A 14,074-nucleotide genomic window follows, 5' to 3' on the forward strand; every position below is an offset into this window, starting at 1 on the left:
GTTGAATAAAAAGAAACCATTTGTAAGCGCGAGTTTATCTACCACAAAATTTCCAATTTGAATTTTTATTCGAAAATAGTGATTGATAAATCGATAAATAAGCAGGTGAATCGGTTCAGATAATATATTTTTTCGTTTCAATTCGGTTAAAACTACCTCGGGATGGGTAAATTTAACATTTGTGCATAGTTACATGTTTGAAACGTTATTTCTGTAATGTTGTTAAAATATGCCTCCTTTACTGATTTCAATCAAAACCTGTATGGACAGAAGGTGAATACTTTGTTACTTTAGCGTCAAGAACATGAAATTGGTAAGACCAATTGACTCCGGGCAAATGGCTTAAGACAGGAAATCATGGCCTACAGCAAAATCCGCCAACCAAAACTCTCCGATGTGATTGAGCAGCAGCTGGAGTTTTTAATTCTTGAGGGGACACTTCGCCCCGGAGAAAAACTCCCACCGGAACGCGAGCTGGCAAAACAGTTCGACGTCTCCCGCCCCTCCTTACGCGAGGCGATCCAACGCCTTGAAGCGAAGGGGTTACTGCTTCGTCGTCAGGGCGGTGGCACTTTTGTTCAGAGCAGCCTGTGGCAGAGCTTTAGCGATCCACTGGTAGAGCTGCTCTCCGACCATCCTGAATCCCAGTTTGACCTGCTTGAGACGCGCCATGCGCTGGAAGGTATTGCAGCCTATTACGCTGCACTGCGCAGCACGGATGAAGACAAAACGCGTATCCGTGAACTCCACCATGCGATCGAGCTTGCGCAACAGTCCGGCGATCTTGACGGCGAATCTGATGCGGTACTGCAGTATCAAATTGCTGTCACCGAAGCGGCACATAATGTGGTGCTGCTCCATTTGCTAAGGTGTATGGAGCCCATGCTGGCTCAGAACGTTCGGCAAAACTTCGAATTGCTGTATGCGCGTCGCGAGATGCTGCCGCTGGTAAGCAGTCACCGTACCCGTATCTTTGAAGCAATTATCGCCGGGAAGCCGGAGGAGGCGCGTGAAGCGTCGCACCGTCACCTGGCCTTTATCGAAGAGATCCTGCTGGACAGAAGCCGTGAGGAAAGCCGTCGTGAACGCGCCTTACGCCGTCTGGAGCAACGAAAGAATTAGTGATTTTTCTGGCAGAACGTTAACCAGAAGATGTTGTAAATCAAGCGCCATATAAAGTGCGCGGCAACTAAACGCAGAACCTGTCTTATTGTGCTCTCGCGAGCGAGAACACAATGGGACAGGTTCCAGATAACTCAACGTATTAGATAGATAAGGAATACCCCCATGTCAGAACGTTTCCCAAATGACGTGGATCCGATCGAAACTCGCGACTGGCTACAGGCGATCGAATCGGTCATCCGTGAAGAAGGTGTTGAGCGTGCTCAGTATCTGATCGACCAACTGCTTTCAGAAGCCCGCAAAGGCGGCGTGAAAGTAGCGGCAGGTGCAGGGGCCAGCAATTATGTAAACACTATTGCCGTTGAAGATGAACCGGAATACCCGGGCAATCTGGAGCTGGAACGTCGTATTCGTTCTGCTATCCGCTGGAACGCCATCATGACCGTACTGCGTGCGTCTAAAAAGGACCTCGAGTTGGGTGGCCACATGGCATCCTTCCAGTCCTCCGCAACGGTATATGACGTTTGTTTCAACCACTTCTTCCGTGCACGCAATGAGCAGGATGGCGGCGACCTGATTTACTTCCAGGGCCACATCTCTCCGGGCATCTACGCTCGCGCATTCCTGGAAGGTCGTCTGACTGAAGAGCAGATGAACAACTTCCGTCAGGAAGTACATGGCAAAGGCCTGTCTTCCTACCCGCACCCGAAACTGATGCCTGAATTCTGGCAGTTCCCGACCGTATCTATGGGTCTGGGCCCAATCGGTGCTATCTACCAGGCTAAATTCCTGAAGTATCTGGAACACCGTGGCCTGAAAGATACCTCTAAACAAACCGTTTACGCCTTCCTGGGCGACGGTGAGATGGACGAGCCAGAATCTAAAGGTGCGATCACCATCGCCACCCGTGAAAAACTGGACAACCTGGTCTTTGTTATCAACTGTAACCTGCAGCGTCTTGACGGCCCGGTCACCGGTAACGGCAAGATTGTTAACGAACTGGAAGGCATCTTCGCAGGTGCTGGCTGGAACGTTATCAAAGTGATGTGGGGCGGTCGTTGGGATGAGCTGCTGCGTAAAGACACCAGCGGTAAACTGATCCAACTGATGAACGAAACCGTTGATGGCGACTACCAGACCTTCAAATCCAAAGACGGCGCATACGTACGTGAGCACTTCTTCGGTAAATACCCGGAAACCGCAGCGCTGGTTGCTGACTGGACTGACGAGCAGATTTGGGCTCTGAACCGCGGTGGTCACGATCCGAAGAAAGTCTACGCTGCACTGAAAAAAGCGCAGGAAACCAAAGGCAAAGCAACTGTAATCCTCGCCCATACCATCAAAGGTTACGGCATGGGTGACACCGCCGAAGGTAAAAACATCGCTCACCAGGTTAAGAAAATGAACATGGACGGCGTACGTTACATCCGCGACCGTTTCAACGTTCCTGTGACCGATGAGCAGGTTGAAAACCTGTCTTACATCACCTTCCCGGAAGGTTCTGAAGAGCACACCTATCTGCACGCTCAGCGTCAGAAACTGCACGGCTACCTGCCTGCTCGTCAGCCGAACTTCACCGAGAAGCTGGAACTGCCGGCTCTGGAAGACTTCGGTGCGCTGCTGGAAGAGCAGAACAAAGAAATCTCCACCACTATCGCTTTCGTTCGTGCCCTGAACGTGATGCTGAAGAACAAGTCGATCAAAGATCGTCTGGTGCCGATCATCGCTGACGAAGCGCGTACTTTCGGTATGGAAGGTCTGTTCCGTCAGATCGGTATCTACAGCCCGAACGGTCAGCAGTACACCCCGCAGGACCGTGAGCAGGTTGCTTACTATAAAGAAGACGAGAAAGGTCAGATCCTGCAGGAAGGTATCAACGAGCTGGGTGCTGGCGCATCCTGGCTGGCTGCTGCGACCTCTTACAGCACCAACGATCTGCCGATGATCCCGTTCTACATTTACTACTCCATGTTCGGGTTCCAGCGTATCGGTGACCTGTGCTGGCAGGCTGGCGACCAACAGGCTCGCGGCTTCCTGATCGGTGGTACTTCCGGTCGTACGACGCTTAACGGCGAAGGTCTGCAGCACGAAGATGGTCACAGCCATATTCAGTCTCTGACTATCCCGAACTGTATCTCTTACGATCCGTCTTACGCGTACGAAGTTGCGGTCATCATGCACGATGGTCTGGAGCGTATGTACGGTGAGAAACAAGAGAACGTTTACTACTACATCACCACGCTGAACGAAAACTACCACATGCCGGCAATGCCAGCAGGTGCCGAGGAAGGTATCCGTAAAGGTATCTACAAACTCGAAACCCTCGAAGGTAAGAAAGGTAAAGTTCAGCTGCTGGGCTCCGGTTCTATCCTGCGTCACGTCCGTGAAGCAGCACAGATCCTGGCGAACGACTACGGCGTAGGCTCTGACGTGTACAGCGTGACTTCCTTCACTGAACTGGCGCGTGATGGCCAGGATTGTGAGCGCTGGAACATGCTGCACCCGATGGAAACGCCGCGCGTTCCGTACATCGCTCAGGTGATGAACGACGCTCCGGCAGTAGCATCTACTGACTATATGAAACTGTTTGCCGAACAGGTTCGTACTTATGTACCGGCTGATGATTATCGCGTACTGGGTACTGACGGCTTCGGTCGCTCTGACAGCCGTGAAAATCTGCGTCACCACTTCGAAGTTGATGCTTCCTATGTGGTTGTAGCGGCCCTGGGCGAACTGGCTAAACGTGGCGAAATCGATAAGAAAGTGGTTGCTGACGCAATCATCAAATTCAACATCGATGCAGATAAAGTTAACCCGCGTCTGGCGTAAGAGGTAAAAGAATAATGGCTATCGAAATCAATGTACCGGACATCGGGGCTGATGAAGTTGAAATCACCGAGATCCTGGTCAAAGTAGGCGACAAAGTTGAAGCTGAACAGTCGCTGATCACCGTAGAAGGCGACAAAGCCTCTATGGAAGTTCCGTCTCCTCAGGCTGGTATCGTTAAAGAGATCAAAGTCTCTGTTGGCGACAAAACTGAGACCGGCAAACTGATCATGATTTTCGATTCCGCCGACGGTGCAGCAGCAGCTGCACCTGCTCCGGCAGAAGAGAAGAAAGAAGCGGCTCCGGCAGCAGCACCTGCTGCTGCGGCAGCGAAAGACGTACACGTACCGGACATCGGCGGCGACGAAGTTGAAGTTACCGAGATCATGGTTAAAGTGGGCGACACCGTTGCGGCTGAACAGTCTCTGATCACCGTTGAAGGTGACAAAGCGTCAATGGAAGTTCCGGCACCGTTCGCGGGCGTGGTGAAAGAGATCAAAATCAACACCGGCGACAAAGTGTCTACCGGCTCCCTGATTATGGTCTTCGAAGTGGCGGGCGCAGCGCCTGCTGCTCCGGCTCAGGTTGCCGCTCCGGCAGCAGCGGCTCCGGCTGCTTCTGGTTCGAAAGAAGTTAACGTACCGGACATCGGCGGTGACGAAGTTGAAGTCACTGAAGTGATGGTTAAAGTGGGCGATAAAATTGCCGCTGAGCAGTCACTGATCACCGTTGAAGGCGATAAAGCGTCAATGGAAGTTCCGGCACCGTTCGCGGGCACCGTGAAAGAAATCAAAATCAGCACCGGCGACAAAGTTAAAACCGGTTCTCTGATTATGGTCTTCGAAGTAGAAGGCGCAGCACCGGCTGCTGCCCCTGCACAAGCCGCTGCTCCGGCTCCGGCCGCTGCACCTGTTGCAGCACCGGCTCCGGCTGCTAAAGCGGAAGGCAAATCTGACTTCGCAGAAAACGATGCTTACGTCCATGCAACTCCGCTGATTCGTCGCCTGGCGCGCGAATTTGGTGTTAACCTGGCGAAAGTGAAAGGATCTGGCCGCAAAGGTCGTATCCTGCGTGAAGACGTTCAGGCTTACGTGAAAGACGCTATCAAGCGTGCTGAAGCGGCTCCGGCTGCAGCAGCAGGCGGCGGTATCCCGGGCATGCTGCCTTGGCCGAAAGTGGACTTCAGCAAGTTTGGTGAAATCGAAGAAGTGGAACTGGGCCGTATCCAGAAAATCTCGGGTGCTAACCTGAGCCGTAACTGGGTGATGATCCCGCACGTTACTCACTTCGATAAGACCGATATCACCGATCTGGAAGCGTTCCGTAAACAGCAGAACGCCGAAGCTGAAAAACGTAAACTGGACGTGAAATTCACCCCAGTAGTCTTCATCATGAAAGCCGTTGCCGCAGCACTGGAACAGATGCCGCGCTTCAACAGCTCCCTGTCTGAAGACGGTCAGCGCCTGACCCTGAAGAAATACATCAACATCGGTGTGGCGGTAGATACGCCGAATGGCCTGGTTGTTCCGGTCTTCAAAGACGTGAACAAGAAGAGTATTACCGAGCTGTCTCGTGAACTGACCGTGATCTCCAAGAAAGCGCGTGATGGCAAGCTGACTGCTGGCGAAATGCAGGGCGGTTGCTTCACCATCTCCAGCATCGGCGGCCTGGGTACTACCCACTTCGCGCCGATTGTTAACGCGCCGGAAGTGGCTATCCTCGGTGTCTCCAAGTCCTCTATGGAGCCAGTGTGGAACGGTAAAGAGTTTATGCCGCGTCTGATGATGCCGATTTCGCTCTCCTTCGACCACCGTGTAATTGACGGTGCTGATGGTGCGCGCTTTATCACCATCATCAACAACATGCTGTCTGACATTCGCCGCCTGGTGATGTAAGCGAAAAAGCCGGCCCGACGGCCGGCTTTTTTCTGGTAATCTCATGAAGTCAGTGAGGTTATTGTGCGAAAGACAAATCGGTTGCCGTTTGTTGTTTCAAAATTGTTAACAATTTTGTAAAATACGGGCGGATAGAACGACCCGGTGGACGACGGGTATAAATTAAGAGGTCATGATGAGCACTGAAATCAAAACTCAGGTCGTGGTACTTGGGGCAGGCCCTGCAGGTTACTCTGCTGCCTTCCGTTGCGCAGATTTAGGTCTGGAGACCGTCATCGTAGAACGTTACAGCACCCTTGGTGGTGTTTGTCTGAACGTCGGCTGTATCCCTTCTAAAGCGCTGCTGCACGTAGCAAAAGTTATCGAAGAAGCCAAAGCGCTGGCTGAACACGGTATCGTTTTTGGCGAGCCGAAAACTGATATCGACAAGATTCGTACCTGGAAAGAAAAAGTTATCACTCAACTGACCGGCGGTCTGGCGGGTATGGCCAAAGGCCGTAAAGTGAAAGTGGTTAACGGTCTGGGTAAATTTACCGGGGCGAACACCCTGGAAGTTGAAGGCGAAAACGGCAAAACCGTGATCAACTTCGACAACGCAATCATCGCGGCGGGTTCCCGTCCGATCGAACTGCCATTCATTCCGCATGAAGATCCGCGCGTGTGGGATTCCACCGATGCACTGGAACTGAAAACTGTTCCTAAGCGCCTGCTGGTTATGGGCGGCGGTATCATCGGTCTGGAAATGGGTACCGTGTACCATGCGCTGGGTTCAGAGATCGACGTGGTTGAAATGTTCGACCAGGTTATCCCGGCTGCCGATAAAGACGTGGTTAAAGTCTTCACCAAGCGCATCAGCAAGAAATTCAACCTGATGCTGGAAACCAAAGTGACCGCCGTTGAAGCGAAAGAAGACGGTATCTACGTTTCCATGGAAGGCAAAAAAGCGCCTGCTGAAGCTCAGCGTTACGATGCTGTGCTGGTGGCTATCGGTCGTGTACCGAACGGTAAAAACCTCGATGCGGGCAAAGCTGGCGTGGAAGTTGATGACCGTGGCTTCATCCGCGTTGACAAACAGCTGCGCACCAATGTGCCGCACATCTTTGCTATCGGCGATATCGTCGGTCAGCCGATGCTGGCGCACAAAGGTGTTCACGAAGGTCACGTTGCCGCTGAAGTTATCGCCGGTAAGAAACACTACTTCGATCCGAAAGTTATTCCATCCATCGCGTACACTGAACCAGAAGTTGCATGGGTTGGCCTGACTGAGAAAGAAGCGAAAGAAAAAGGCATCAGCTACGAAACCGCCACCTTCCCGTGGGCTGCTTCTGGCCGTGCTATCGCTTCCGACTGCGCGGATGGTATGACCAAACTGATTTTCGACAAAGAATCTCACCGTGTTATCGGTGGTGCGATTGTCGGTACCAACGGCGGCGAGCTGCTGGGCGAAATCGGTCTGGCGATCGAAATGGGCTGTGACGCTGAAGACATCGCGCTGACCATCCACGCGCACCCGACTCTGCACGAATCTGTGGGCCTGGCGGCAGAAGTGTTCGAAGGTAGCATCACCGACCTGCCAAACCCGAAAGCGAAGAAGAAGTAATCTTCCCGCTTTTGTGAAAACGCCTCTTCGGAGGCGTTTTTTTTGCCTTAAGATTCACCGCAATTTCCCCGGCAGTCTCTTAATGACGAGACAACCAATGCGTTGGCTGTTCAGGGCGCTACGGGATGCCAGGTTTTTTCAGGGCTGTACTCAGTCATCGCCTGTGCTTTCTGTTGTGATGCTTCGCCAAGGTTGGCCTGATAAACATTGTCATCGCCGCTAATCATAAAGCTCATCACTCCGGTGTGACCGTAGCTAATCGGCCATGCAATCATGGCGAAACCACTGGCTTTGTCCGGCAGTATGCGGAAACGATAACCGTGATAACCCGTGCCGGGTTCTTGTGGGCTGAAGGCGGGTCCCAGAGGGCTTGGCGCTTCGCCTGGTGTGACGGGCCAGTAAAGCCCATCTTTTTTACCTTCGCTACTGACAATTTTTTGCGCATACGATTTGTTCAGCGCGTAATAGCTTTGCTGCGCGTCAACGTAGGCGTGCAGCGCTTCGATGGCTGAAAGCTCGTTGCGACCGATCGTTCGAGTGAGGATCTCCTCCTGGGCTTCGGTCATATCGAACGCCCAACCTTTGCTGGTTTTCACCATCGGTATGGGTAACTGCCAGTCATCTTGCCCTACGTTGAGATGCGCCATATTGCCCTGCAGCACAATGTGATGGCTCACCTTCCAGTCGCGATTAAAGCGTGCCACTGCTTCCGGATCGGCCCCTTCTGGTGGCAAAAAATGTCGCCAGTTTTCACCCAGTAGCGCCGTGAGCTGCTTTTCATTTTGCTGCGCCACCGCAGCGGCAAATGCACTGGCCGCGTCTTCGGGGGAGGTGAACGCCTGTTGCGCATAGCTCACCAGCGGCAAGGAGAGCAACAGGGCGCTTAACATAATTTTTTTCATCATCGGCTCCGGTTAACGACGGCGAAATTCGTGGTGCTCAGAAAAATTTTCACGTGCCGCAGCGCGCTGCCCGCTGTTGAGGTTGCCCGCGCGACGGCTTTCCTGCCCACGCAGTTGCTGGGACTGCCACGACGGTGAGCGACTGTCATTCCCGCTGAAGACGTTTGAATGCGTATTCTGACGGGAGGCCAGACGTTGTTGCGAGTTGGATGATTCAACGCGTTGGCGAGCGGTTTCCCTTTGCTGCTGTGAAACCGGATGCTGCTGAGCTTTTGACTTCAGTTCAGAGCGGTGCTGCTGTTGCGTAGTGGATTTATTCAGCGTCTTCTGTGCTGCTTCACGACGGCTGTTGTTTTGTGTTTCGTCATAGCCACGATAGTTATTGCGCTGGGCAATTTGATTTAGCTGTGAAGAGGCTGCTTTGCGTTGAGCATCCCGCGATGTCTGACCCGACAAGTTTGCCGGGGAGGTCTGGCTACGCTGTTGGAACTGCGTCATTGCGGCCTGACGCTGGCTGTCTCGTGTGGCAGTGGTGGTCGGTGTATGTTGAGTGGCGCTTAATCCCCCGCTAACGTTGGTCTGATGAAAACGTTGTGCGACCGCGTCGTTCTGGTAAGGCACGCCGTTACGGTACGCAGGGTTGTGCTGCCAGGCAATGTTTTGCCCTTTAAGGTTTTGTCCGGATATATGGTTGAAATTGTTAACATCAATATTGATGTTATCTCCGTTGTGCTGGTAGCCATTACCGCCGTGAGGGCCGTCATGGTCATGATAGTCATCATCATGGTGATGGTCGTCGTCATCCCAGTCGATGTTACTGAACAGTGCATACGTCGTCGCAACGCCCAGGCTATAGCCGAAACCTTTGACGAAGCTATCGGCAAACTGCTCGCCCGGAGGGGGCGGCAGATAGACAGGGGGGTAGGCGGTATTAGGCCAACTGCCGTAAACAACGGTTGGATTGTAGTTCGGCACATATACCACCTGTGGATCGGTCGGCTCAATTTTGATAACCGTCGAGGTGGGCGCGCTGCTGGTCACTTTCGTCGTTGATGATGACGGCGTCTGAATCACGGTTGTTTTCTGGGTGTTCGTGACCGTTTGCTGCGGAGTGGATTTTAGCGAGCCTGTTTGCTGAGCCAGCAAACGCAGGCGCTGTACGGCATCCATCACGTCCTGTGGTTGTGCCAGAAACGCATTCCCCAGGTTTTGTACCCAGTCAGGGTTTTCGCCCATCAAGGCCATCAATTGCGGAAATGCCACCAGCGACTTCACGCTGGGGTCCCATGACTGGCCGGACACTGCCTGAATGGCGGCGTCACCTTGCAGTGTCGGATTATCACGAGACCACTGAACCGCCTGCACCACGTTCGATGGATATGTTGAGGCCATCAGCACCTGAGACAGCAACGGGTCAGGGTAGAGCGCAACAGGGGCAACCCACTGATCGAGTTGAGCTGTGGTATACGTTGTTGGCGCAACCGGGGCTACTGCGGGAGCCGCCGCAACGGGCGGTTGAGGCGCTGCTGCCGGGGCAGGCTGAGAGGGGGCTTCTGGTGTGCGGCTGTTTACATACAGTACGCCCGCACCGACAAATAACCCTGCACTGCACGCCAGAGCAATGATATGGGGCTTAAAGGGCAACGTCATTTTATCTCTCCCGACTCATTAAGAATCGTCATAGTCATTATGCCTGCCGCCAGTGGGTGCAGTGTTCCGTGAGTATAAAGAGACAATAGTTTAATTTTTGACGAATCTTGGGATCGTTAACGCAAGTTTATTACCAGGGAGCTAAATAATGTGACTAAACATTGCGGGCGAAATTATCATTCCCCTTCTGCCATGACGAAGAGCGTTAGACCATCCTTAACGATTCAGCCAATTTTTTATGTTGCTTTTTTGTAAACAGATTAACACCCAACGAAAATCCTGTTATTGTGCCTTTTGCGGTACCGGGCATTTACCCTACTAACTGCTGTCTCACAGGAGCGTGAAGAGAATCGCCCATATACAAAAGCGCCGCATTATGACAATGAGAGCGAGGAGATATCGTCGTGCTAGAAGAATACCGTAAGCACGTAGCTGAGCGTGCTGCCCAGGGGATTGTGCCGAAACCCTTAGACGCAACCCAAATGGCTGCACTTGTCGAGCTGCTGAAGACCCCGCCTGTGGGCGAAGAAGAATTCCTGTTAGACCTGTTGATTAACCGCGTTCCCCCTGGTGTAGATGAAGCCGCTTACGTTAAAGCCGGTTTTCTCGCCGCTGTCGCTAAAGGTGACACTACCTCTCCGCTGATCACGCCAGAAAAAGCCATCGAACTGCTGGGCACCATGCAGGGCGGTTATAACATTCATCCGCTGATTGATGCGCTGGATGATGCCAAACTGGCGCCGATTGCCGCCAAAGCGCTCTCTTCAACGCTGCTGATGTTCGATAACTTCTACGATGTGGAAGAAAAAGCCAAAGCGGGCAACGAATATGCGAAGCAGGTGATGCAGTCCTGGGCTGATGCCGAATGGTTCCTCAACCGTCCGGCTCTGGCTGAAAAAATCACCGTTACCGTCTTTAAAGTGACCGGTGAAACCAACACCGATGACCTCTCTCCGGCACCGGACGCATGGTCTCGCCCGGATATCCCGCTGCACGCGCTGGCGATGCTGAAAAACGCCCGCGAAGGTATCGAACCGGATCAGCCGGGCGTGGTAGGCCCAATCAAACAGATCGAAGAACTGCAGAAAAAAGGTTACCCGCTGGCCTATGTGGGTGACGTTGTCGGTACTGGTTCTTCGCGTAAATCTGCGACCAACTCCGTGCTGTGGTTTATGGGTGATGATATTCCTCATGTACCGAACAAGCGCGGTGGTGGCTTGTGTCTGGGTGGCAAAATTGCACCTATTTTCTTCAACACTATGGAAGATGCGGGCGCGCTGCCAATTGAAGTGGACGTAAGCAACCTGAACATGGGCGACGTGATTGACGTTTACCCGTTCAAGGGCGAAGTGCGTAACCACGAAACCAACGAACTGCTGGCTACCTTCGAACTGAAAACCGATGTGCTGGTTGACGAAGTACGTGCCGGTGGCCGTATTCCGCTGATTATCGGTCGTGGCCTGACCACCAAAGCGCGTGAAGCGCTGGGGCTGCCGCACAGCGATGTATTCCGTCAGGCGAAAGATGTAGCGGAAAGCAGCCGCGGCTTCTCTCTGGCACAGAAAATGGTTGGCCGCGCATGTGGCGTAACCGGCGTCCGTCCGGGGGCCTACTGCGAACCGAAGATGACTTCCGTCGGCTCTCAGGATACCACTGGCCCAATGACCCGCGATGAACTGAAAGACCTGGCGTGCCTGGGCTTCTCTTCTGACCTGGTGATGCAGTCGTTCTGTCATACCGCTGCGTATCCGAAACCTGTTGACGTGACCACCCACCATACTCTGCCTGACTTCATCATGAACCGTGGCGGCGTGTCGCTGCGTCCGGGCGACGGCGTTATCCACTCCTGGTTGAACCGTATGCTGCTGCCGGATACCGTAGGTACCGGTGGTGACTCTCATACCCGTTTCCCGATCGGTATCTCTTTCCCGGCGGGTTCTGGTCTGGTGGCGTTTGCGGCTGCGACCGGCGTGATGCCGCTGGATATGCCGGAATCTGTTCTGGTGCGTTTCAAAGGCAAAATGCAGCCGGGTATCACCCTGCGTGACCTGGTTCACGCCATTCCGCTGTATGCGATCAAACAAGGTCTGCTGACCGTTGAGAAGAAAGGCAAGAAAAACATCTTCTCTGGCCGCATTCTGGAAATTGAAGGTCTGCCGGATCTGAAAGTTGAGCAAGCATTTGAACTGACCGATGCATCCGCTGAGCGTTCCGCTGCGGGTTGTACCATCAAGCTGAACAAAGAGCCGATCGTTGAATACCTCAGCTCTAACATCGTTCTGCTGAAATGGATGATCGCCGAAGGTTACGGCGATCGCCGTACGCTGGAACGTCGTGTGCAGGGCATGGAAAAATGGCTGGCGGATCCGCAGTTGCTGGAAGCTGATGCTGACGCAGAATACGCGGCAGTGATCGACATCGATCTGGCGGATATCAAAGAGCCGATCCTGTGCGCGCCGAACGATCCGGACGACGCGCGTCTGCTGTCTGACGTGCAGGGTGAGAAGATCGACGAAGTGTTCATCGGTTCCTGCATGACCAACATCGGTCACTTCCGTGCAGCGGGTAAGCTGCTGGATGCGCATAAGGGCCAGTTACCGACCCGTCTGTGGGTGGCTCCACCAACGCGTATGGATGCGGCACAGCTCACCGAGGAAGGCTATTACAGCGTCTTTGGTAAGAGCGGGGCGCGTATTGAGATCCCAGGCTGTTCATTGTGCATGGGTAACCAGGCGCGCGTGGCGGACAACTCAACCGTGGTGTCGACTTCTACCCGTAACTTCCCGAACCGTTTAGGGACTGGGGCGAACGTCTACCTGGCTTCTGCGGAGCTGGCAGCGGTCGCGGCACTGATTGGCAAACTGCCAACGCCGGAAGAGTATCAGACCTATGTGGCGCAGGTAGATAAAACGGCTGTAGATACCTACCGTTATCTGAACTTTGACCAGCTCTCTCAGTACACCGAGAAAGCGGAAGGTGTGATTTTCCAGACGGCGGTATAATTCGCTAGCGCATTTTGCGCAAAAACGCATCAATGCCCGGAGAGGTCAGCTTCTTCGGGCATTTTTATTTCTATTCCTTATACCCGCTACGCTTTTTTTCTGCCGCGCTGCTGCGATAATTACAGCAAGGTGCAGTGCGGTATTGGCGCACTGCCGGGAGCAGAGGAACACATTATGGATTACGAATTTCTGCGCGATATTACCGGAGTGGTAAAGGTGCGTATGTCCATGGGCCACGAAGTGGTGGGGCACTGGTTTAATGAAGAAGTGAAAGATAACCTGGCCTTGCTCGATGAAGTGGAACAGGCGGCGCGTGCGGTAAAAGGCAGTGAACGTTCCTGGCAGCGAGCAGGGCATGAATACACGCTCTGGCTGGATGGCGAAGAGGTTATGGTTCGCGCCAATCAACTAGAGTTCACGGGCGATGAAATGGAAGAAGGAATGAATTACTACGACGAAGAGAGTTTATCTCTGTGCGGCGTTGAAGATTTCTTGCAGGTGGTTGCCGCGTATCGTGAATTTATGCAACAGCGTTAATTCGCACTCGGCTCTGCCGGGGGGCGCTGCGTTTACCCGGCCTGGCGCAACGATGTCATTCCCGGTTCGTAGGCCCGATAAACGTAGCGCCATCGGGCACGGTGTCTTATTTAACGTAAGCCAACAGGCTTAAGGAGTCGCGCGCCAGCGCTTTGCATTTCTTTGCCGTAGGGATGCCGATACTGCTGAGATCGCGATAGCTGTCTTCACCGAGTGCTTTCATATTGAAGGTGTCGTAGTTACTGAGGTCCCACTGGTTCTGTTGAGCAAAAAAGACCAGTGCGCGACGTATCTGCCCGTTGGGCAAATTCTGGTATCCACAGTCATTTTTCAGAAAAACAAAAACTGCCGTTAAATCGGCCATATCTTCGGCTTCGGACTCACTCAGCGCATAGCTGTTTGCGCATACGGCCATCAGGCTGCCGAACAAAACTGTTCTGAAAAACGTCTTCATTGCTTCTACCACTGCATCACGGAAATTAAACGTTAGCATACTGCGAGCGAAGCGACGACCTTTATTATCAGCCGTTCACTTGACCT

The 14,074-nt window shown here is 53.1% G+C and carries 9 protein-coding genes; 6 read left to right on the plus strand and 3 right to left on the minus strand.

The genetic code is table 11. The features are described from left to right. The first annotated feature begins 357 nt into the window (after window positions 1-357). From pdhR to lpdA, 4 genes are all read left to right on the plus strand, one after another. Window positions 358-1,122, plus strand: a complete 765-nt coding sequence (gene pdhR, locus AL515_RS05640; protein ID WP_003018699.1) for a pyruvate dehydrogenase complex transcriptional repressor PdhR — start codon at window positions 358-360, stop codon at window positions 1,120-1,122. A 165-nt stretch (window positions 1,123-1,287) separates the two neighbouring features. Then, window positions 1,288-3,951, plus strand: coding sequence for a pyruvate dehydrogenase (acetyl-transferring), homodimeric type (gene aceE, locus AL515_RS05645; RefSeq protein ID WP_040229997.1), 2,664 nt, complete (start codon window positions 1,288-1,290; stop codon window positions 3,949-3,951). Between the two features lie 14 nt (window positions 3,952-3,965). After that, entirely contained in the window at window positions 3,966-5,843 is a 1,878-nt protein-coding gene (gene aceF, locus AL515_RS05650) for a pyruvate dehydrogenase complex dihydrolipoyllysine-residue acetyltransferase (RefSeq protein WP_061067256.1), read from the plus strand. Window positions 5,844-6,018: 175 nt separating this feature from the next. Beyond that, window positions 6,019-7,443: a dihydrolipoyl dehydrogenase gene (gene lpdA, locus AL515_RS05655; RefSeq protein ID WP_003018686.1), complete on the plus strand. Its 1,425-nt coding sequence runs from the start codon at window positions 6,019-6,021 to the stop codon at window positions 7,441-7,443. Window positions 7,444-7,553: 110 nt separating this feature from the next. Here the strand turns inward: lpdA and AL515_RS05660 are convergent, their stop codons facing one another. Both AL515_RS05660 and AL515_RS05665 read right to left on the minus strand, forming a co-directional pair. Further along, window positions 7,554-8,348, minus strand: a complete 795-nt coding sequence (locus AL515_RS05660) for a DUF2950 family protein (RefSeq protein ID WP_048212676.1) — start codon at window positions 8,346-8,348, stop codon at window positions 7,554-7,556. Window positions 8,349-8,357: 9 nt separating this feature from the next. Further along, window positions 8,358-9,995: a DUF3300 domain-containing protein gene (locus AL515_RS05665; RefSeq protein ID WP_061067257.1), complete on the minus strand. Its 1,638-nt coding sequence runs from the start codon at window positions 9,993-9,995 to the stop codon at window positions 8,358-8,360. A 404-nt stretch (window positions 9,996-10,399) separates the two neighbouring features. Between AL515_RS05665 and acnB the strand changes: the two genes are divergently transcribed. Then, window positions 10,400-12,997 carry a bifunctional aconitate hydratase 2/2-methylisocitrate dehydratase gene (acnB, locus tag AL515_RS05675; RefSeq protein WP_061067258.1) on the plus strand — a complete coding sequence of 866 codons (2,598 nt, stop codon included), beginning with the start codon at window positions 10,400-10,402 and terminating at the stop codon, window positions 12,995-12,997. 174 nt (window positions 12,998-13,171) lie between these two features. Continuing rightward, window positions 13,172-13,534 carry a protein YacL gene (gene yacL / locus AL515_RS05680; protein ID WP_061067259.1) on the plus strand — a complete coding sequence of 121 codons (363 nt, stop codon included), beginning with the start codon at window positions 13,172-13,174 and terminating at the stop codon, window positions 13,532-13,534. Window positions 13,535-13,640: 106 nt separating this feature from the next. On the opposite strand, the gene AL515_RS05685 is transcribed toward yacL, so the two are convergent. Beyond that, window positions 13,641-13,988: a YacC family pilotin-like protein gene (locus AL515_RS05685; RefSeq protein WP_061067260.1), complete on the minus strand. Its 348-nt coding sequence runs from the start codon at window positions 13,986-13,988 to the stop codon at window positions 13,641-13,643. Window positions 13,989-14,074 lie beyond the last annotated feature (86 nt).

Origin of the sequence: Citrobacter sp. FDAARGOS_156 (assembly GCF_001559235.2) — a bacterium.
Classification (GTDB): Bacteria; Pseudomonadota; Gammaproteobacteria; order Enterobacterales; family Enterobacteriaceae; genus Citrobacter; species Citrobacter youngae.

What these genes read in the sequence shown, in the direction of transcription:
- pdhR (WP_003018699.1), top strand. Translation starts at nt 358, where the DNA reads ATGGCCTACAGCAAAATCCGCCAACCAAAACTCTCCGATGTGATTGAG.
- aceE (WP_040229997.1), top strand. Translation starts at nt 1,288, where the DNA reads ATGTCAGAACGTTTCCCAAATGACGTGGATCCGATCGAAACTCGCGAC.
- aceF (WP_061067256.1), top strand. Translation starts at nt 3,966, where the DNA reads ATGGCTATCGAAATCAATGTACCGGACATCGGGGCTGATGAAGTTGAA.
- lpdA (WP_003018686.1), top strand. Translation starts at nt 6,019, where the DNA reads ATGAGCACTGAAATCAAAACTCAGGTCGTGGTACTTGGGGCAGGCCCT.
- AL515_RS05660 (WP_048212676.1), bottom strand. Translation starts at nt 8,348, where the DNA reads ATGATGAAAAAAATTATGTTAAGCGCCCTGTTGCTCTCCTTGCCGCTG.
- AL515_RS05665 (WP_061067257.1), bottom strand. Translation starts at nt 9,995, where the DNA reads ATGACGTTGCCCTTTAAGCCCCATATCATTGCTCTGGCGTGCAGTGCA.
- yacL (WP_061067259.1), top strand. Translation starts at nt 13,172, where the DNA reads ATGGATTACGAATTTCTGCGCGATATTACCGGAGTGGTAAAGGTGCGT.
- AL515_RS05685 (WP_061067260.1), bottom strand. Translation starts at nt 13,988, where the DNA reads ATGAAGACGTTTTTCAGAACAGTTTTGTTCGGCAGCCTGATGGCCGTA.